The organism is Pantoea deleyi (genome assembly GCF_022647325.1).
GTDB lineage: Bacteria > Pseudomonadota > Gammaproteobacteria > Enterobacterales > Enterobacteriaceae > Pantoea > Pantoea deleyi.
Map to the genome: position 1 here is coordinate 3,690,753 of NZ_CP071405.1, position 20,604 is coordinate 3,711,356.

Genomic DNA, 20,604 nt, shown 5'->3' on the forward strand with positions numbered 1-20,604 from the left:
GTCAGCGTGCCGGTTTTCAGGCCTTGCCGTTAGCGCGACCCGTTCACGGCAATCAGTCCTGCGACTTCTCGACGTTGATACGCCATGGAATGTTGAACTTGTCGATAAACATGGCGAAGCCGTCTGACCAGAAGGTCTCCTGCCACGGCGTCGTTACTTTGCCGCCTGCTGACAGTTTTTCAAACCAGGCTTTACCCTCTTCGACATCATCGGTGGAAAGGCTGACCGCATAACCGGCATGCTCAGACGCGGGTGGCTTCGCGGTGTCGCCATCGCTCAGCATCAGCTCACCATCACCAATGCGCAGCTGCGCATGCATGATCTTTTCTGGCGGCTGTGGCGCGGCAGACTGGTCACCGACCTGCTCACCCTGGTCCGGCATATCTCCGAACGTCATTTTGCCGAGCAGCTCACCCCCGGTTGCCTGCAGGTAAAAGTCGATAGCCTCTTCGCAACGGCCATAGAGAAACAGATAAGGACTGACTTGCATCTTCACCTCTATTTATCGGTTGGATTTTTACAGTACCTTAAGAGTGTAGACGATCGCCTTTACGCACTGATTTCACTGACAATACCGGCGGAAGAGTTGCGCCATGTAACTGCTCATCGGGGTCAGCGTCGTGTCTTTCCGCTGAATCAGATAGAAGGTCGCTTTCGGCAGGGGATCGTCGAGCGTCAGCGCCACCAGTGACTGGCCCAGAATCGGATCGTCAATGACGTCAACTGAGAGGATGCTGACGAAATCGCTCTGCGCGACCAGGCTGGTGCAGGCCATAAACGTTTCACAGGTCACCACGATTTTGGGTGCCATGCCGCGCTCACCAAAGAGATCGTGCAGCAGGCGATAATAACTGCCTTTCGGCGTGGGCATCGTCCAGTCCGCCTGCTGTAACGCCGCCAGCGAGCGGGCCTTTTCCAGCGGATGGCCCTTACGGACCACCACTCTGTATTCGCGTTCCATGACCCGCTCATACATCAGCTCCTGATCGAGATGGCTCTGGTCGTAGGTATTGATCGTGAAATCAAGCGCGCCCTGACGCAGTTCATGCACCATCGACACCAGCTGGCCTTCGACGATGCGCACCTTCACCAGCGGATATTCACGATGAAACTGATTTATCACCTGCGGCATGATGGTGCGCGCCACGCTGCCGCCAACGCCGATGTTCACCTGACCGCCACCCAGCCCCAGCCGCTGCTGGATATCCTCTTCCGCGACCCGCAGCTCTGCCAGCACCAGGCTGGCATGACGAAAAAAGTTATCACCGATATCGGTTAACACGACGCCCTGCTGACGGCGGTTAAACAGCTTCGCCCCCAGCTCACGCTCCAGCTCCTGAATCGCTTTGGTTAACGCCGGCTGCGACAGCCCGGAAAGACGGCTCGCGGCCCGGATACTGCCCTGTCGCGCCACGTCAACGAAGGCGCGCAACTGATGAAGTTTGATGTTGGCCGGCATAGTTTCTCGATAACCGTTGTTTATCAGTCACAAGATATTCGCATCTTATGCCCGCCAGCACCATTGTGTAGATTCGACGCAGTGCATAAAAAATCAACAACGAGGAAAAAGCCGATGAAACCCCTTTCAGAGCACGTCAGCGCCCTGCTGCCCAGGCTGCAACAGTGGCGACGCGACTTCCATCACTATGCCGAATCGGGCTGGCTGGAGTTCCGTACTGCCACCTTAGTGGCGGAAGAACTGCACAGGCTCGGTTATCAGCTGAAGCTGGGTCGTGACGTCATCGACGCCGATGCGCGGATGGGTTTACCGGACGACGCGACGCTCAGGCAGCAGGAGGCGCGGGCGTTACAACAGGGGGCGCTGCCGCAGTGGATCAGCCACTTCTCCGGGGGATTCTGCGGCATCGTGGCGACGCTGGAAACCGGTCGTCCCGGCCCGGTGATGGGCTTTCGTGTCGATATGGATGCACTGGATCTCAACGAAAGTCAGGCTGCGGATCACCTGCCGCAGCGCGAAGGGTTCGCCTCCTGCAACCCTGGCATGATGCACGCCTGCGCGCACGATGGTCACACCACCATCGGACTGGGTCTCGCGACGGTGCTGATGGCGATGAAAGAGCAGCTCAGCGGCACGATTAAACTGATCTTCCAGCCCGCCGAAGAGGGCGTGCGCGGGGCGAAAGCGATGGTCACCAGAGGCGTGGTCGATGACGTTGAGCGCTTCACGGCGATTCACATCGGCACCGGCGTTCCGGCAGGCGAACTGGTGTGCGGCAGCGACAGCTTCCTTGCTACCACCAAACTGGATGTCCATTTCACCGGCGTCGGTGCCCATGCGGGCGGCCGCCCTGAAGAGGGTCGCAATGCCCTGCTGGCCGCGGCTCAGGCGACGCTGGCGCTGCATGGATTAACCCAGCACAGCGGCGGCGTGGCGCGGGTCAACGTCGGCGTGCTGCAGGCGGGAACCGGTCGTAACGTGGTCGCCGACTGCGCCCTGCTGAAAATTGAAACCCGCGGTGTGACCAATAAGGTCAACGACGAGGTTTATCAGCAGGCGCTGCGGGTGATTGCGGGCGCAGCCGCGATGTATGGCGTTGAGCAGCAGGTTTCGCTGATGGGTGCGGCACGCAGCTGCACCCCGACGCAGCCGTGGGTCGACTTCATCCACCAGCAGGCGGACGCCCTCGGCATCTTCAGCTCGGTGGTCGATCGTAAAGCGCAGGCGGCAGGTTCGGAAGATGCGACCTGCATGATGGAGCGCGTCATAGCGCGTGGCGGTCAGGCCTCTTACGTTATTTTCGGCTGTGCGCTGGCGGCGGGTCATCACAATGCGAAATTTGACTTTGATGAGCGGGTGATGCCGGATGCCATCACGCTGCTGGCGACCCTCGCCCTGAATCAGACACAGTTCGGGGGCGCATGATAATGGAAGCCTTTATTGCTGAATATATCGATCGCCATCAGCTCCGCTTCAGCACGCTGAGCGACGCGATCTGGGACACGCCCGAAACCCGCTTCGCTGAAACCCGCTCTTCCGCGCTTCTGGCCGATGCGCTGGAACAGGAGGGGTTTGTTGTGGAACGGGGCGTGGGCGGTATCGACACAGCATTTATCGCCAGCGCGGGTAGCGGCAAACCGGTGATTGCCATTCTCGGTGAATTCGATGCGCTGGCCGGGCTGAGCCAGCAGTCGGGCTGCGCCCGGCCACAACCGCTGGAGGCGAACGGAAACGGACATGGCTGTGGGCATAACCTGCTCGGCACGGCGGGTGTCGCGGCGGCCTGCGCTGTGAAAGCCTGGATGGCGCAGCATCACACCGGCGGCACGGTACGCCTCTATGGCTGCCCCGGCGAAGAAGGGGGATCGGGCAAAACCTTTATGGTGCGTGAAGGGCTGTTTGATGACGTGGATGCCGCCGTCACCTGGCATCCCGAAGGTTTCAGCGGCATGTTCAATCTGCGCACGCTGGCCAATATTCAGGCGGCGTTCAGCTTCAAAGGCGTCGCCGCTCACGCCGCCAACTCACCCCATCTGGGCCGCAGCGCCCTGGATGCCGTCACGCTGATGAATACCGGCGCCAACTTTCTGCGCGAGCATATCGTTCAGGAGGCGCGCGTGCACTACGCCATCACCAACAGCGGCGGCGTTTCACCGAATGTGGTGCAGGCCGACGCGGAGGTGCTCTACCTGATCCGCGCCCCGGAACTGCCGCAGGCCCAGGCGATTTATGAACGGGTGATCAACATCGCCAGGGGTGCCGCACTGATGACCGACACCACCCTGACGGTGCGTTTTGACAAAGCCTGCTCGGACTACGTGCCTAATCGTGCGCTGGAAGCGGTCATGGAGCGCTATTTGCATGTGTTTGGTTTGCCCGACTACAGCGACGAAGAGCGCGCGTTTGCGGCCGAACTCCGTGCCACCCTGAGCGATGACGATCTGCGCAATGCCCGGCTCAATGCGGCCCGCACCGGCGGTGAAGCCGGTTATGCCTGGGCTGAGCAGCTGGGCGATAAGCTCTTTATGGATGAGGTGGCGCCCTATACGGTCACCCGCGAGCTGCTTTATGGCTCCACCGATGTCGGCGATGTCAGCTGGGTGACCCCCACTGCACAGTGTTTTGCACCCTGCTTTACGTTTGGCACACCGCTGCACACCTGGCAACTGGTGGCGCAGGGCCGCACCAGCATCGGGCATAAAGGGATGTTTCTGGCGGGCAAAGTGATGGCGGCCACGGTGCTGACCCTGCTGACGGATCCGCAGGCGCTGGCTGACTGCCGGACCGAGTTCAGGCGTCTGCGCGCCGCGCAGCCTTATCAGTGTCCGATCCCGGCAGGGATCACCCCAACAAAACTGGCCGGATGAGCCAATGGCCGCGTCTCTGACGCGGACCCCTATAAAAAATTATTGCAAACACTTCCCTGACTCAGCGGAGCCGTGTCTGAACTCACCGCCTGTCGCCTCTCCGGACCGGCGCCAGACCGGGCCTCTGCGGATAAAGGGAATACAAGATGAGAATCAATACCATGGAAGCAACATCCGAGAATCGCGGTCCTGGCCGGCTCTTCAGCTGGATAGAGCGTATAGGTAACAAAGTCCCCAACCCGTTTTTACTGTTTGTTTATCTGATCGTGGTGCTGATGGTGGCCACCGCCATTATCAGCGCGCTGGATTGGGCGGTGACGAACCCCGCTAACGGTGAGGTCGTCCGGGTAAACAACCTGCTGAGCGTTGCAGGCCTGCAGTGGATCCTGCCCAATATCATCAAAAACTTCAGCAGTTTTACCCCGCTGGGATCGATTCTGGCGCTGGTGATTGGCGCCGGACTGGCCGAAAAAGTGGGTCTGCTGCAGTCGCTGATGGTGAAGATGGCGTCACGCGTCAGCCGTCGTTACGCCAGCTATATGGTGCTGTTTATCGCCTTTTTCAGCCATATCTCCTCGGATGCCGCGCTGGTCGTCATGCCACCGCTGGGCGCGCTGATTTTTCTGGCGGTGGGACGGCATCCGGTCGCGGGTTTGCTGGCCGCGATCGCTGGCGTCGCCTCAGGTTTTACCGCTAACCTGTTGATTGTCACCACCGATGTGCTGCTCTCCGGCATCAGCACCGAAGCGGCCAAAGCGGTCAGCGACACGGTACACGTCAGCGTCATCGACAACTGGTTTTTTATGGCTACGTCGGTGATTGTCCTGACAATTGCGGGTGCGCTGCTGACCGACAAATTTGTTGAGCCGCGCCTGCCAGCGTGGCAGGGCAACGGTGAGAAGCTGGCGGCGCTGACGCCGCTGGAGAACCGCGGTCTGCGCGCCGCCGGGATCGCCGCCCTGCTGTTTATGGCGCTGATGGCGCTGCTGGTCGTGCCGGAACATGCGCCGCTTCGCAATCCCGCGACCGGTGCCATCATTCCCTCGCCGTTTATTCAGGGCATCGTGCCGATCATCATCCTGTTCTTCTTTGTGGTCGCGATTGCGTACGGCGTGGTTACCCGGCAGATTCGCCGTCCGGATGATATTCCGCAGCTGCTGGTCGATCCGATGAAAGGTATGGCGGGTTTTATCGTGATGGTGTTTCCGCTGTCGCAGTTCGTGGCGTTCTTTAACTGGAGCAACATGGGCAAATTCATGGCGATCGGGCTGACCGACGTGCTGGAGAGCGCAGGCGTCAGTGGCGCACCCGCCTTTCTCGGGCTGATGTTCCTGTCCGCGTTTCTCTGCATGTTTATCGCCAGCGGCTCCGCGATCTGGTCGATTCTGGCCCCGGTCTTTGTCCCCATGTTTATGCTGCTTGGCTTTCATCCCGCCTTTGCCCAGATGATTTTCCGCATCGCCGACTCTGCCGTCCTGCCCCTGGCCCCGATGTCGCCTTTCCTGCCGCTCTTCCTGGCCTTTTTACAGCGTTACCAGAAGGATGCACAGCTCGGCACCTATTACGTGCTGATCTTCCCCTATCCGCTGGTCTTCTTTATCAGCTGGATAGCCCTGCTGTTGGTGTGGTATCTGCTGGGTCTGCCGATCGGACCGGGCGTCTGGCCGCATCTGCCGTAATGCACGGTGCCACGGATGGCAGAACCTGCAACGTGCATTGCTAAATCGTCAGCAACGCCCCTCTCGGCAACCGCAGAGGAATTGACTATTCTGCGTATTCTTCGCTTGCTAACGGTTAACGCATTTACGGCGCCGCTGACCGGCTGCGAGTCGTCTCCACACTGCCTGAGGTTCACGCTGATATGACCACACTCTCCACCAGGCTATCGCCGGGGCACGCTTCATCGTCGGCCCGCAACAGCTTAGCGGCGCGCATCGATGCGCTGCCCTCCTCCGCCGGATTGTGGCGATTTATTACCCTGCTGGCGCTGGGCGGCTTTTTTGAGCTTTATGACCTGTTCGAGACCGGCTACATCAGCACCGGGCTGCTGTCGGCGGGCGTGTTTCACACCGGTGACGCGGGCGTGCTGGGCTTCTCCGATCAGGCAGCTTTCGCGTCGGCGACTTTTCTCGGTCTGTTTTTCGGGGCCAGCCTGCTCGCTCCCTATGCGGACCGCTTTGGTCGCCGTCTGACCTTTATGTGCGCCCTGCTGTGGTATGGACTCTTTTCGCTGCTGATGGCTTTCCAGCAGAGTGCAGAGATGATTATCCTGTTCCGCTTCCTGGTCGGTATCGGGCTGGGCGTCGAGCTGGTGACCATCGATACGTATCTGTCGGAATGGGTGCCGAGTCATCTGCGCAGTCGCGCCTTTGCCTTCTCCTTTTTCGTGCAGTTTTTGTCGGTGCCCGCGGTGGCCCTGATGTCCTGGTGGCTGATCCCGCAGACGCTGCTCAGCCTGGAGGGCTGGCGCTGGGTCGTCATTGCGGGCGCGGTCTGCTCGCTGGTGATCTGGCTGGTGCGCCGGAACCTGCCGGAGTCGGCGCGCTGGCTGGCGCAGCAGGGACGTCATCAGGCGGCACATGAGGTGCTGTGCACAATGGAGCGGCGCTGTGGCATTCCGGCCGGCCCTGCGGTTCTGCCCGACGACGCCGCCGCACAGTTACCGGCGCGGGGGCGATTCAGCGAGATCTGGTCCCCCGCCTATCGTCAGCGCACCCTGATGCTGGTCGTGATGAACTTTTTCCAGGCGATCGGCTTTTTCGGTTTTGGTAACTGGCTGCCCGCGCTGCTGTCGGGTCGCGGCGCGACGGTCACGCACAGCCTGCTCTACGCCTTTTTCATCACGCTGGCCTATCCGCTGGGATCGCTGATCTGTAGCCGCTACGCCGACAGGCTGGAGAATAAGTGGCAGATCGTTCTGTCCTCGCTGATGACGGTGGTGTTCGGAACGCTTTTCGCCTTTCAGACGCAGCCGGTGCTGCTGATCCTCTGCGGCTTCCTGATCACCTGGTCCAACGCCTGGCTGACCTTCAGCTTCCACGCCTATCAGACAGAGATTTTCCCGACCCACATCCGGGCGCGGGCGGTTGGCTTCTGCTACTCCTTCAGCCGCCTCTCTACGGTTTTCAGCAGTATTCTGATCGGGGTGATATTGCAGTACGCCGGGACGCCGGGCGTGATCACCTTTATCGTGCTGAGCATGGTGATGGTGATGCTGTCGGTGGGGATTTACGGGCCGAAGACGCGGGGACGCGATCTGGAAAACATCTGAAAAAAGGCCGTCACCCTGAGGGTGACGGCCGCATTAATTGCCGTTTACTTGCCTTCCAGTACCCGGATATCGGCACTGCCCAGCCGGTCTTTCTCATCTTTCCGCAGCGCTGCTACCTGCTTCGCGCTGACCGGCTCTGACGCCGTGTTGCCCCAGCTGTTACGCACGAAGTTCACCACGTCCGCCACCTGCTGGTCGTTAAGGCGCCAGCCAAATGCCGGCATGGTAATCGTCGACGGTGCGCCATTGACGCCAGGCAACTGCCCGCCCACCAGCACGATATGGATCAGCGAGGTCGGATCGTCCGCCAGCACCACCGGATTGCCACGCAGCGCCGGATAGAAGCGCTTATAGCCGCTGCCGTCGGTTTTGTGACAGGCCGCGCAGCTATCGACATAGGTTGCGGCTCCTGTCTGGCTGTCGTCGCCCTTCCACAGCGCTTTTGCGGTCGCATCATCCACGCTGAACGCCGCCTGATGCGGATCTTTCGCGCCCAGGGATTTCAGGTAGCGCGCAATCGCCGTGATATCCTCGTCGCTCAGGTGTTGCAGGCTGTGCTCCACCACATCGGTCATGCCACCGAATGCGGCGGTCTGATCGTTGCGGCCATAACGCAGGAACTGACGCAGATCCTCTTCGCTCCAGCGTCCCAGTCCGTCACGGTTGTCGCCGCGCAGATTGCTGGCGGTCCAGCCATCAATCGGTGCGCTGCTGCCTGACAGATAGTCGCTTCCCTCTTCGTTGTTCAGCGCCTTCTCCTGCATGGTGATGCTGCGAGGCGTGTGGCAGGCGCCGCAGTGGCCCAGGCCCTCAACCAGATAGCGACCACGCGCCAGCACCGGATCTTCCTGCGGTGCAGGCTGGAAGGCTTTCACATCGGGCGCAAAGATTCCGCGCCAGATCGCCAGCGGCCAGCGCATCGACAGCGGCCACGGAATGTCGCTTTCCCGATTCGCCTGCTTAACCGGGGCGACACCATGCATGAACCAGGCGTAGAGCGCCTTCATATCCTCGTCGCTGACCACCGCATAAGAGGGGAAAGGCATCGCCGGATAGAGCGTATCGCCATTTTTTGCCACGCCGTGACGCACCGCTTTCTGGAAGTCGTCATAGCTGTAGTCGCCGATACCGGTCTCAGGATCGGGCGTGATGTTGGTGGAGTAGATGGTGCCAATCGGGGTTGCCATCGGCAGCCCGCCGGCAAACGGTGCGCCGCCTTTGCTGGTGTGGCAGGCCACACAGTCACCGGCGCGCGCCAGATATTCACCCCGCTTAAGCAGATCGTCCTGACCGCTTTCCGCCAGTGCAGAGAACGACAGCGCGCCCAGAATCAGAGCCAGAATGCCATTTTTCATCGCCATCTCCTTATGCCTGTACCAGTGGGCCGGGGTTTTTCAGGTAGTGTTCGCGAATCGCTTTGGCTGACCAGTAGGTCAGCGCCGCTACCATGCCGGTTGGGTTATAGCCCAGACCCTGCGGGAAGGCGGACGCGCCCGGTACAAACACATTCGGGACATCCCAGCTTTGCAGATAACGGTTAACCGCGCTGGTTTTCGGATCGTCGCCCATGATCGCGCCGCCACTGATGTGGGTGGTCTGATAGACCGTGGAGTCAAAATGCGTGCCCGGCTTTTTCGCACCGCCGATGATCATCTTCGGATTCATCGCTTCCGCGATTTTGTGCATTTTGCCGACCATGAACTGCGCCATCCTGATGTCGTTCTCCTGCCAGTCAAAGGTCATACGCAGCAGAGGCTGTCCGTAGGCATCTTTGTAGTTGGGGTCGAGATCGAGATAGTTAGCGCGGTAGGACTGATGCGCACCGTGCGCGTCCATCGACAGATGATGGGTGTAGGTATCCGCGACCGCCGCCTTCCATTTGCTGCCCCAGTTTGGCGTGCCCGCCGGTACCGGCAGGCCGGAGATGGGTTTGGTGCCCGCCTGGTTGACCCAGAATGGCGAGCCGCCGACGAAGCCCAGTGGCCCGTGGTCGAAGTTATCCGCGTTGAAATCATCCACGCCAACGCCCGCGCCACCCGCGCCGATAAACGGGTTGGTGGTGGTGTTTTTGTCGAACAGCGCCTTCAGCGTCGAGAGGTTCTGATAGGCGAAGTTGCGCCCCACCGTGCCTTCATTGGTGATGGGGTTGTAGGGCTTGCCGATGCCGGAGAGCAGCATCAGATGCACGTTGTGGAACTGGAAAGCGGAGAGGATCACCAGATCGGCAGGCTGAACCAGCTCACGTCCCTGACCATCCACATAGGTTACGCCGGTGGCGCGTTTTTTGTCGTCGCTGAGATTCACCCGCAGGACATAGGCGTTGTTACGCAGCTCAAACTTCGGTTCCTGGCGCAGGGCGGGCAGGATATTGACGTTCGGCGAAGCCTTGGAATACATGTAGCAGGCGTAGCCGCTGCAGTAGCCACAGAAGTTACACGGCCCCATCTGCGCGCCATAGGTATTGGTATAGGGGCCAGAGGTATTGGCGGACGGCAGATCGTAGGGGTGATAGCCGACCGATTCGGCAGCCTGAGCAAAGAGCTGCGCCGAGTAGGTGCGCTTCTGCGCGGGCAGCGGGAAGTTATCTGAACGATCGGGCGCAAACGGGTTGCCGCCCTTCTCTTTGCCGACCACTTTGCCCTTGATGCTCCAGGCGCTGCCCGAGGTGCCAAAGACTTTTTCCGCTTTGTCGAAGAACGGCTCCAGCTCATCGTAGGTGACGCCAAAGTCCTGAATCGTCATGCCTTCCGGGATGAAATGCTTGCCGTAGCGCTCTTCGTAGTGGCTGCGCATCCGCAGCTCAATCGGATCGACACGGAAATGGACGCCAGACCAGTGCAGGCCCGCGCCGCCGGTGCCGGTGCCGGGTAAGAAGGCGGCCAGCTGGCGATAAGGCACCGCCGTCTGTGACGCATCGTGACGAATGGTGACGGTGCTTTTGGAGAGATCCTGGAACAGTTTTTTGCGGACGTTGTAGGTCAGCTCATCAATCGACTGCGGATAGGCACCATCGGGATAGGTATCGCGATGCGGTCCGCGTTCCAGCGCCACGACGTTCAGGCCCGCTTCGGTCAGCTCTTTCGCCATGATGGCGCCTGCCCAGCCAAAACCGACAATGACCGCATCCACTTTTTTCATTTCGTTTGCCATGCTTAACTTCTCTCTCCGCGAATCGACACTGACGGGAACGGATAGTGTTCACCGCGCTCTACCCAGTCCATAAAGTCGGCGCGTGCGCCAGGGAAGTTGATGAGCCGCCAGCCCACCATGCCCTGATTTCCGCCGTGGATGGGATCGCTGAAGAAGCCTTCGCGGGTGTTCTGCAGCAGGAAACTAAAGAAAACGTTTGCCGGCAGCTGGCTGAATTCAGCGCTGCCGCTCTCCATTGCCTGCAGCAGGGCATCCTGCTGCTCGCCGCTGAGCTGGGCGAACACCTTGCCGTGCTGCTGTTTGCTGTAGCGATCGGCATCGGCCAGCCCCAGACGGTAGATCTGCTGCGGCACCAGCGGCAGCTGGTAACCCAGCTCTTTCGGCAGGTCAGGGTTAAACGGCCCCTGCATATACCAGTTCGATCCCGTGGCGTACGGCGTATTCATCTGACGATCGATAAACTCCGGCACGCCCGCTTCCAGCGCGCCCGGCCCGCGTTCGTCGCGGGGAATGAGCCGTGCGACGGCGGCGGTGATAAAGGCATACTCTTCCGGTGTAAACCAGGCGGGCTGGTAATCACGCGCCTGCTGGGGTGCCGCAGGCGTCTCAGCCGCCTGCGCGGCCAGCGGCAGGGAGAGCGCTCCCATCGCGGTGGACCCGACCGCCATTGCAGGCGCCAGGGTAATTGTCTTCAGCAAAAAATCCCTGCGTGAATGACCCTTTTTTTGTTCTGACATGACATTGCCTCATTCCCGCGCTGACTGGCGGTATGAAAAAAGTGGTGGTTGCGTTGTAATGATTTAATCCGCAGATACCGGCCCGGCGCGGGCTTGTTACCGGTAACAAACCGCCATATTGTAACACTGCCGTTCACAAAGATTTAGTTCCAGGAAACAAAATCGCACAATTTCATTAACATCTATCCTCGTCCTGTCATGAGCAGAAACAACAGACTACAGACAGCGACAGGTCAAAAACGTTATAACAGGCAACACACAACAGCGGAGTGCCTATGTTTAAGTCTTTTTTTCCGCGGCCAGCGCTGTTTTTCAGCTCTGCGGCTGTCTGGAGCTTAATTGCGATTTTTGCCTGGTTTGGCTTTGCCAGCGATTTGCCCGGCATCTGGCCCACGTTTGAAGCCGCGATCAAAGCGCCGCTGCCGACCACGGCCGCACGCTTTATCGCCGCCAGCCAGCTCTGGTTCTATCTCTATTACTGGATTATGGTCACGCTATTCGCCGTGGCCTGGCGGATTATCGATCCGCATCCGTGGCAGCGCTGGTCGGTGTGGGGCTCCGCGCTGATTATCTTTGTCACCTGGTTTGGTGTGCAGGTCGGGGTGGCGATTAACGCCTGGTATGGCCCCTTCTACGATCTCATTCAGAAAGCGCTGACCAAAGCGGGATCGGTCGAGATTTCAGCCTTTTATCATGAGGTGTTCGCCTTCCTGGGCATCGCACTGATCGCCGTGGTGATTGGCGTCCTTAACTCATTCTTTATCAGTCACTGGGTCTTCCGCTGGCGTAGCGCCATGAATAACTACTATATGCACAACTGGCAGCGTCTGCGTCATGTGGAAGGGGCCGCGCAGCGTGTGCAGGAAGACACCATGCGGTTTGCGACCACGCTGGAAAACTGGGGGGTCAGTTTTATTCAGGCGATTATGACGCTGGTGGCGTTTTTACCGGTGCTGGTGGCGCTCTCTCATCACGTTAAAGATATCCCCATTCTGGGCAACATTCCTTATGCGCTGGTGATTGCCGCGGTGCTCTGGTCGGTGTTTGGCACCGGGTTGCTGGCGCTGGTGGGGATCAAGCTGCCGGGACTGGAGTTCCGCAATCAGCGGGTGGAGGCGGCTTACCGTAAAGAGCTGGTCTACGGCGAAGATCATGCCGATCGCGCCAGGCCGCAGACGGTGCAGGAGCTGTTCAGCCAGGTGCGGGTGAACTACTTCCGCCTCTACTTCCACTATCTCTACTTCAACATCACCCGCATTCTCTATCTGCAGGTCGATAACGTGTTTGGTCTGTTCCTGCTGTTCCCGTCGATTGTGGCAGGCACCATCACGCTGGGCTTACTCAACCAGATCACCAACGTGTTTGATCAGGTGCGCGGCTCATTCCAGTATCTGATCTCCTCCTGGTCCACGCTGATTGAGCTGATGTCGATCTACAAACGTCTGCGCAGCTTTGAGCAGATTCTGGATGATGTGCCGCACGATGAGATGATGCGCGAAGCGTCGGAAGAGGTGTAACCACGGAAAGAAAACGGCCGGGCCGCTGTCTGGCGCGCCCGCTCCTGTCGCAGGACGCTTTCCGTACGGAACATACCGGCAGAAAAACCGTGCTATCCAGGCCCGCGAACGCGGGCTTTTTTGCGGCCAGCGGCCAGGAGCACGGTCATCGTCTGCCCCTTATAATCTTTTACGCGGGATGGAAAAGTTGCCGTGAGTGCGCTGCGCGCAGGTGAGATGGCGGTTGCAACGCCACGTTAAAATCGGGAGGGAAACGCCGCATGAAGGGGGAACGGCGCGCCGGAAGAAGGGTGGCCTTCCCGGCCTGAAGCGGCGGCACGGTGAACGCGGTTTTGCCGGTTAAGCCCCTCGTCCGCGTTAATTTCGGGTGAGCCGGGCCGCTTTGACGCTGCAGAACAACGCAGCCAGGACGCCCGGAGGCGTCCTGTCAGCATAGAGGGTATGCGTGGCTTATTTCAGCAGCTCAGCGGTCATGTGAACGCCGTTGTTGGTGTAAGCTTCGGTGATTTTATATGAAGCACCAGCATCCTGAGCCTGGGCAGCGATTTTCGCTTCTGCACCATCCAGCGTAGAGTCGACGGCGGTCACAGATTGCGCAAAGCTGGCGAATGGCAGAACAGAGAGCGCGATAACAGCTGCAAAAGTTTTGATAGATTTCATGGTCAATTCCTCGGTTAATTTTTATCAGGTAAGGCGTGCTGCCTTGTTGATAGATATATTAGCCCCGAAGTTGGTCAGTAAAAAGCGGAGTGATTTGCTTAACTCATTCAGTAAAACTGAATATAAAAAGCACATTTCGCACAGTTTTCGCTCAAAAGGTTAATAATCCAGATGCAATAAAAAAGGCAGCATATCCTGCTGCCTTTGCGCGATTAGCCGTGGTGTCTGACCCGGCTGAAGAGGGTCAGCGCGGCCAGCAGCATCAGCACCCCGCTGGCGACAAAGACGCCGCCCGCACCGCGCAGATCAAACATCCAGCCGCCCGCCGCCGCCCCGACGGTAATCGCCAGCTGAATAGTGGCGACCAGCAGCCCGCCGCCCGATTCCGCATCGTCCGGTACCGCACGCGAAATCCAGGTTGACCAGCCGGTCGGCATCGAACCAAACGCCATTCCCCAGATCGCCACGCCCGCGCCGACCAGCCAGCCGACATGGCCAAACGTGACCAGCAGCAGCGCGGTAACGCTCATCAGCAGCGCCATCCCGCACAGCGTCAGCGACACGCTGCGGGTGACCAGGAAACCGGCCAGCGAGGTGCCCAAGAAGTTGGCCACGCCAAAGGCCAGCAGCGCCAGCGACAGCTGATTGAGGCTGAACTGCGCCACCCCCTCCAGGAACGGACGCAGGTAGGTAAAGAAGGCAAAGTGACCGGTAAACATCATGATTACCGCCAGCATCCCCCAGCGCATGACGCCTATCCGAAGCAGCGCCAGCACCCCGCCGTTGCGATCCCTGTTCTCTGCGGGCATGTCGGGCAGCGTAAAGAACTGCCACAGCAGCGCCACGCTGCCCAGTCCGGCGGTCAGCATAAAGATGTTACGCCAGCCCACCAGCCCGCCCAGATAGCTGCCCAGCGGGGTAGCGATAATCGTCGCCAGCGAGATACCGCTGAAGACAATCGAGAGCGCACGCGGCACCTGGTCGGTGGGCACCAGCCGCATGGTGATAGCGGTCGAGAGCGTCCAGAATCCCCCGATGGCCATCCCCAGCAGCACCCGCGCCAGCAGGATCACCGTCAGGTCAGCCGCAAAGGCCACCATCAGCGCCGAAGCGATCAGCAGCAGCGAGAAGACCAGCATCACGATGCGGCGATCGATACGGCGTGTGACGCTGCCGATGACCAGGCTGGTAAACAGCGCCACCAGCGCCGTGACGGTCACGGTCTGTCCCGCCTGCCCTTCTGAGACGCCCAGACTGTGGGCCATCGGCGTCAGCAGACTGACGGGTAAAAATTCGGCGGTAATCAGGCTGAACACCCCAAACGCCATCGCAAAGACCGCGCCCCACGCGGGACGGGTAGGCGAGGAAACCTCATCAGCCACTTCGGTTGTCAGACTCATGCTGCTTCTCCGGAAGATAAAAAAAGTGAGTCTGAGGATAGAGTGTCGCATCAGGACGATCTATGATGCTTACACCTTCATTTTTGATAATTCGTCTGGAATGCTATGAGCCATTATGGAGATCTGACCAGCGAACTGCTGATGGGCATGCGTCTGTATGGCGTCAACTACCAGCGTATCGCGGTCAGTGCGCCGTTCGGACTGCATTACGACTCTGCGCCGGGCCGGGCGCAGTTTCACTTTGTCGGACGCGGTTCGCTGCTGGTGCGCAGTGCCTCCGGTGAGCTGATCCAGCTCAACAGTGGCGATGCGCTGCTGGTGCCGCACGGTAAGCCGCACAGCCTGATTTCAGGCGAAGAGGCCGCCTGCCAGTGTATTAAGAACATGGCGAGCAAGCCGCTCTGCGACAGCGTCTGCACCATCGCCGCGCCGGAAGGCGCCTGTGATGACGAGCACAGCGTGCTGCTGTTCAGCGCCTGCATGGCGTTTGAGCTGGGCGGGATGCAGCCGCTGATCAACACCATGCCGGATGTGATGCTGGTGAGCACCCTGCTGTCGCAGTATCCGGAAATACAGCCGATTCTGGCGGCGATGGAGCGGGAGTCCCGCACCCGCCAGGCCGGGTTCGCCGGGATTCTGTCGCGTCTGGCCGATGTGGTCGCCGCCCTGATCGTGCGCGGCTGGGTGGAGAACGGCTGCGGAGAGTCCAGCGGACTGGTGCAGGCGATGCGCGATCCCCGCCTCAGCCAGGCGATAGCCGCCATGCATCGCGAGCCGGGCGAAAACTGGACGGTCGCGCGGCTGGCCAGCGTGGCGGGCTGTTCACGCTCGGTGTTTGCCGGACGGTTTCTCAACGCCACCGGCATGACGCCCTTGCGCTACCTGACGGAATTGCGGATGCGTCTGGCGGTGCAGCGGATTGTGAACCACGGTGAAGCGGTGGAAGCCGTAGCGTTTCATCTCGGCTACGGCTCGATTGCGGCGTTCAGTCGCGCCTTTAAGCGGATTGTCGGCCAGTCACCGGGGGCGCTGCGGGCCGGACGCGACGGCCCGCAGGCGCTGGCGTCTTAATCCGGCGCCTCAGGCTTTTCGCTTAACGGAAGACGCTGATCGCCTCCACCAGACGGTTAGCCTGATGGGTCATACGATCGGACGCCTCGGCGCTTTCGGTCACGCGGGCGGCATTCTGATGAGTGATGTCATCAAGATCTTCCACCGCAGTGCTGACCTCGCTGAGCGCCGTCGCCTGTTCCGCGGTCGCGGCGCTGATCTGGGCAATCAGCGCGGTCACGTTCTGCACCTGTGAGACGATATCCTGCATGGTCATGCCCGCCGCGCTGGCGTGACTATTGCCCGACTGAACGCGGCTGGCGCTGGTTTCCACCAGCGTTTTGATTTCGCTGGCGGCTTTGGCGCTGCGCTGCGCGAGGCTGCGTACTTCCCCTGCCACCACCGCAAAACCTTTGCCCTGCTCGCCTGCCCGCGCCGCTTCGACAGCGGCGTTGAGCGCCAGAATATTGGTCTGGAAAGCAATGCCGTCGATCACGCTGGTAATATTAGCGATCCGCTTTGAACTGTCGGCAATTTCGCCCATGATGCCCATCATCTCGTTCATCACGTTACCGCCTTTGATGGCGGCGTTGCTGGTGTCGGCCGACAGCATATTCACTTCGCTGGCCGTTTCGGTGTTGCTCTTCACCGTGGCGGTCATTTCGTTCATGGTGGCGGCCGTCTGCTGCACGTTGGCGGCGGCCTGCTCGGTCCGGCGGCTCAGCTCACTGTTACTGCGGGCGATGGCGTCGCTGGCGCTTAAGACATTGATCGCCTGACCGCTGACATCATCCACCAGCCAGCGAAACATCAGACCGAGCTGGCCGATAGCGCGCAGGGTCACGCCGATCTCATCCACCCGATCCATCGGGTCTACTTTGTGATTCGCTCCGGTCGCGACGCTCAGCGCCTGCTGACACATCCGTTCGACAGGACGCGACACCTGCTGCTCCAGCCACAGAGTGGCGAGCAGAAGCAGACCTGCCATGCCCGCGCTGAAGCCCGCCAGCGCCGCCGGCGTCATGCCCAGCGCCCAGACGCCGGCGAGGGAGAGCGGCAGCAGCAGCAGCAGGGTGCTGCGGATCCGCCAGCGCAGGGGCAGCGTCTTCAGAAGAGAAAACGGACGACGCCAGCCGCTGTGGATCAGCAGGCCTTTGTAAAAGCGTCGTCCTCTGGCACGTCCCTCGCGAAAATCCTGATAGCGCGCTTCGCTCTGCCGCACCTCTTCTGCCGTCGGTTTGGTCCGCACTGACATGTAGCCCTGCACTTTGCCGTCACGCACGACCGGAATGGCGTTCGCTCTTACCCAGTAGTGATCGCCATTTTTACGGCGGTTTTTGACCAGCGCGGTCCAGGGTTCGCCCTGTTTTAACGTCGCCCACATGTCGGCAAAGGCTTCTGGCGGCATATCGGGATGACGGACGAGGTTATGCGGCTGTCCATTGATCTCGTCGGCAGTGAATCCACTCACGTCGATAAAGGCATCATTTGCGTAGGTGATATAGCTATTGAGATCGGTGGTCGACATCAGGGTCGCATGATCGTCAAACAGATATTCATGCTGAGAGACAGGTTGATTGTTACGCATTACGGGTCCTTAAAAACCCGGCGTTTGCACGCGACAGCCGGAGAGCCTGCGTGTAAACGGCGGGCTGAGAGATAACGATTACCATTTTTTATGTTTTCGGCATCATTTGGGACTCTCTTTAGTGTTTTTGTTAAATTTCCGCCGCGAAAAAAGCCACTTTGCAGCGGCTTTCACACTTTTACCGATATTTTATCTGTTAGCCCGGCTGGAGGGTTCGGCCCATCCGTCAGCTCAGATCGACACCCCGGCAGCCAAACCACCAGGTCAGCAGGAAGCCGCCGGTCCAGGCCACAATCAGCCCCGCCAGATAAACGGCCATACCGGCAAAGATCCCCTGGCTGGAGGTCATCAGCGGCAGCGTGACCAGCCCGGACGGCCCGAAGACGGTGTTCATCCCGACCGGCAGCCCCAGCCACGCCACCAGGCCGATGAAGAAGCCGCCCAGCGCCCCGCCGCCACAGGCGGTGATAAAGGGCTTGAGGCGCGGCAGCGTCACCCCGTAAATCAGCGGTTCACCGACGCCCAGCAGACCCGGCACAATCGCCCCTTTGATCTGCGCCCGCAGCAGCGCGTCCTTTTCGGCTTTACACCACAGGGCCAGCGAGGCGCCGACCTGCCCTGCACCAGCCATCGCCAGAATCGGGAACAGTGAGTTGAAGCCCTGCGTCTCCATCAGCGCAAAGTAGACCGGGATAAAGCCCTGATGGATGCCGAACATCACCGCGATCAGGAACAGACCCGCCAGCACCGCACAGCCAAAGGGGTTGTTGTTGAGATGGATAAACAGCCACGACATCCCTTTAAACAGTTCGCCACCCAGCGGCATGATCAGCAGATAGGTGATAGCGCCCGTGATCAGCAGGGTAAACAGCGAAGTGAGGATCATATCGAGATTGTCGGGAATGATTCTGCGCAGCTGTTTCTCAATCCATGCGCCGATCATCGCCGCCATCAGCACGCCGATAATGTTACCGCGCGGGTCGATCGTCAGGCCGAAAAAGCTCTCCATGCCGCTGTAGTAGCCGGTCGTGGCGGTCGGCACATAGCCGAGCACAAACAGCGAGGCGATAATCGCGCCGTTCACGCCGCTGCCGCCAAACGCCTTCTGTGCGTTGTAGCCAATCAGGATGCTGAGAAAGGTGAACAGCCCTTTGCCAAAGACCTTCATGTAGGCCACGGTGTGCAGCAGCCAGGGCGCATGATCGCCGGGTGCATTGAGATGGAGACTCTGTTCTATCAATGTTGCAAAGCCCAGCAGCAGCCCGGCACCGATGAAGCCGGGGATCAGCGGCGTGAAGATGGTCGCGAAGCGTGACAGAAACTGATGCACGCCGCTGGTCTGTTTCGCCCTGAGCTGCTGCTTTTTCTGCGCCGCCAGCTGGCTGAGTGCCACCGCGTCATCCTGCGGTGGCCGGGCGGTGTCATCCTGCGCCAGCAGCTCCTGCATTCCCTCAGCGGCGGTCTGCGCTTTACCGGGGCCGACAACGATCTGTAACTGGGCGTCGCTGTCGATAACGCCCAGCACGCCGGACAGGCTTTTTAACCGCTTCACATCCGCCTGCTCCGGCTGATTAAGCGTAAGCCGGAGCCGCGTCATACAGTGACCACAGGCCGCGATATTCTGCGCGCCACCGACCGCCTGCAGGATCTCACGCAACAGTGCTTCGGTGATTCTGGCCATCAGCGTGCTCCCGCTGCCTGCAGCGCCTGACGGATAAAGCCCTGATGCTGGCTCAGCAGCGTTTTCGCGGTATCGGCATCCAGATCGGCCAGCACCATCAGGATGGCGGTTTTGCAGTGACCGCCGCAGGCGGAGAGCGCGGCGCGGGCGGTGGCGTCATCGCACGCCGTCGCCTGCATGACGATGTTGACCTGGCGCTGCACCAGCTTCTGGTTGGTCGCCTCCACATCCACCATCAGGTTGCCATACACTTTGCCGCTGCGGATCATCGATCCGGTGGTGAGCATGTTGAGCACCAGTTTCTGCGCCGTGCCCGCTTTCATGCGTGAGGAGCCGGTGACCACTTCCGGGCCGACGACCGGCGTGAGCGCAATGGCGGCAACCTGTGACATTGCGCTGCCCGGATTGCAGGTGAGCGCCACGGTGGTTGCGCCAAGCGCGTTCGCGTATGCCAGCGCCCCCAGCACGTAAGGGGTACGGCCGCTGGCGGCGATCCCCACCAGCACATCGTGGCGGCTGAAGTGAATCGCTTTCAGATCCTGCGCGCCCTGCTCCCGGTTATCCTCGGCATTTTCGACCGCCTGCAGGATGGCGGTGTGGCCGCCCGCAATCAGGCCGATCACCTGATCGCGCGGGGTGCCAAAGGTGGGCGGGCATTCGCTGGCATCCAGTATGCCCAGTCGTCCGGAGGTGCCCGCACCGGCGTAGATCAGTCGTCCCCCGGCCTGAAACGCCGCGCAGATGGCGTCAACGGCTTCCGCAATCTGCGGCACAATCGCCTCAACCGCCAGCGCCACCTTTTTGTCTTCGTCATTAATGACGCGCAGCATCGCCTCCGTAGAGAGTTCGTCAATGTTCTGGCTGGCCGGGTTGCGGCCTTCGGTGATCATCTGGCTCAGGTCGAGTTTCATGGCGGGCTCCATAAAGGAATAAATTATTCAAACTTAGCGCTATCATAGCGAATGATTAATTCATTGAGTGAGATCTTTTTTCAATGGATGCGGGGTAAGTCATGTTACAGCGGTCGGGCTGACCCGCGGTGCGTTTACGCAGGCTGCCTGACATGCGTAAACGGAGGCTGTGATTTGCCAGGCGGCGGCGTGGCCGGGCAATCGGAACCGGTCCGAAACGGTTCACCCGATCGTCAGGCTGCATACGTCATCCATGCTGCCCGGCCTGCGTGGGACGCTTTCCTTTTCAGGTGACCCGTTTGGCTGCAGGTTG

Annotated in this window: 16 protein-coding genes; 6 read left to right on the forward strand and 10 right to left on the reverse strand. The window is 60.1% G+C overall.

Annotation, left to right across the window (positions count from 1 at the left end):
• Positions 1-52: 52 nt before the first annotated feature.
• Together yjdN and J1C59_RS17380 are read right to left on the reverse strand one after the other, a co-directional pair.
• Entirely contained in the window at positions 53-490 is a 438-nt protein-coding gene (gene yjdN / locus J1C59_RS17375) for a VOC family metalloprotein YjdN (RefSeq protein WP_111141869.1), read from the reverse strand.
• 72 nt (positions 491-562) lie between these two features.
• The gene (locus J1C59_RS17380) at positions 563-1,459 is read right to left on the reverse strand and encodes a LysR family transcriptional regulator (RefSeq protein ID WP_128085716.1); all 897 of its coding nucleotides are present in this window, start codon (positions 1,457-1,459) and stop codon (positions 563-565) included.
• Between the two features lie 114 nt (positions 1,460-1,573).
• Here J1C59_RS17380 and J1C59_RS17385 point away from each other — a divergent pair, with 114 nt between their 5' ends.
• The 4 genes from J1C59_RS17385 to J1C59_RS17400 all read left to right on the forward strand — a co-directional run bounded on the left by J1C59_RS17385 (position 1,574) and on the right by J1C59_RS17400 (position 7,597).
• A complete protein-coding gene (locus tag J1C59_RS17385) occupies positions 1,574-2,884 on the forward strand; it encodes an amidohydrolase (RefSeq protein ID WP_128085717.1) in 1,311 nt (436 codons plus the stop codon).
• A complete protein-coding gene (locus J1C59_RS17390) occupies positions 2,881-4,326 on the forward strand; it encodes a M20 family metallopeptidase (RefSeq protein ID WP_140916818.1) in 1,446 nt (481 codons plus the stop codon). Before J1C59_RS17385 ends, J1C59_RS17390 begins: the two co-directional genes overlap by 4 nt.
• A 161-nt stretch (positions 4,327-4,487) precedes the next feature.
• A complete protein-coding gene (gene abgT, locus J1C59_RS17395) occupies positions 4,488-6,005 on the forward strand; it encodes a p-aminobenzoyl-glutamate transporter (protein WP_128085722.1) in 1,518 nt (505 codons plus the stop codon).
• 182 nt (positions 6,006-6,187) lie between these two features.
• Positions 6,188-7,597: an MFS transporter gene (locus J1C59_RS17400; protein WP_128085719.1), complete on the forward strand. Its 1,410-nt coding sequence runs from the start codon at positions 6,188-6,190 to the stop codon at positions 7,595-7,597.
• 44 nt (positions 7,598-7,641) lie between these two features.
• Here the strand turns inward: J1C59_RS17400 and J1C59_RS17405 are convergent, their stop codons facing one another.
• The 3 genes from J1C59_RS17405 to J1C59_RS17415 are packed head-to-tail and all read right to left on the reverse strand — an operon-like array spanning position 7,642 to position 11,484.
• Positions 7,642-8,952, reverse strand: a complete 1,311-nt coding sequence (locus J1C59_RS17405) for a c-type cytochrome (RefSeq protein ID WP_128085720.1) — start codon at positions 8,950-8,952, stop codon at positions 7,642-7,644.
• Between the two features lie 10 nt (positions 8,953-8,962).
• Positions 8,963-10,747, reverse strand: coding sequence for a GMC family oxidoreductase (locus J1C59_RS17410; protein ID WP_128085721.1), 1,785 nt, complete (start codon positions 10,745-10,747; stop codon positions 8,963-8,965).
• Between the two features lie 2 nt (positions 10,748-10,749).
• Positions 10,750-11,484 carry a gluconate 2-dehydrogenase subunit 3 family protein gene (locus tag J1C59_RS17415; protein WP_140916819.1) on the reverse strand — a complete coding sequence of 245 codons (735 nt, stop codon included), beginning with the start codon at positions 11,482-11,484 and terminating at the stop codon, positions 10,750-10,752.
• A gap of 275 nt (positions 11,485-11,759) precedes the next feature.
• Between J1C59_RS17415 and sbmA the strand changes: the two genes are divergently transcribed.
• Positions 11,760-13,001, forward strand: coding sequence for a peptide antibiotic transporter SbmA (gene sbmA, locus J1C59_RS17420; protein ID WP_128086746.1), 1,242 nt, complete (start codon positions 11,760-11,762; stop codon positions 12,999-13,001).
• A 450-nt stretch (positions 13,002-13,451) separates the two neighbouring features.
• On the opposite strand, the gene J1C59_RS17425 is transcribed toward sbmA, so the two are convergent.
• Together J1C59_RS17425 and J1C59_RS17430 are read right to left on the reverse strand one after the other, a co-directional pair.
• Complete coding sequence (locus tag J1C59_RS17425; protein WP_003855705.1) at positions 13,452-13,661, reverse strand: YdgH/BhsA/McbA family protein; 210 nt, start codon at positions 13,659-13,661, stop codon at positions 13,452-13,454.
• Between the two features lie 212 nt (positions 13,662-13,873).
• Positions 13,874-15,061: an MFS transporter gene (locus J1C59_RS17430; RefSeq protein ID WP_140916820.1), complete on the reverse strand. Its 1,188-nt coding sequence runs from the start codon at positions 15,059-15,061 to the stop codon at positions 13,874-13,876.
• A 105-nt stretch (positions 15,062-15,166) separates the two neighbouring features.
• Between J1C59_RS17430 and J1C59_RS17435 the strand changes: the two genes are divergently transcribed.
• Entirely contained in the window at positions 15,167-16,132 is a 966-nt protein-coding gene (locus J1C59_RS17435) for an AraC family transcriptional regulator (RefSeq protein WP_128086747.1), read from the forward strand.
• Between the two features lie 22 nt (positions 16,133-16,154).
• Here the strand turns inward: J1C59_RS17435 and J1C59_RS17440 are convergent, their stop codons facing one another.
• From J1C59_RS17440 to murQ, 3 genes are all read right to left on the reverse strand, one after another.
• Positions 16,155-17,699, reverse strand: a complete 1,545-nt coding sequence (locus tag J1C59_RS17440; protein ID WP_140916821.1) for a methyl-accepting chemotaxis protein — start codon at positions 17,697-17,699, stop codon at positions 16,155-16,157.
• A gap of 226 nt (positions 17,700-17,925) precedes the next feature.
• Positions 17,926-19,380, reverse strand: coding sequence for a PTS N-acetylmuramic acid transporter subunit IIBC (gene murP, locus J1C59_RS17445; protein ID WP_128086448.1), 1,455 nt, complete (start codon positions 19,378-19,380; stop codon positions 17,926-17,928).
• Positions 19,380-20,291, reverse strand: a complete 912-nt coding sequence (gene murQ, locus J1C59_RS17450) for an N-acetylmuramic acid 6-phosphate etherase (RefSeq protein ID WP_128086449.1) — start codon at positions 20,289-20,291, stop codon at positions 19,380-19,382. The genes murP and murQ overlap by 1 nt, the downstream gene beginning before the upstream one ends.
• Positions 20,292-20,604: the final 313 nt, after the last annotated feature.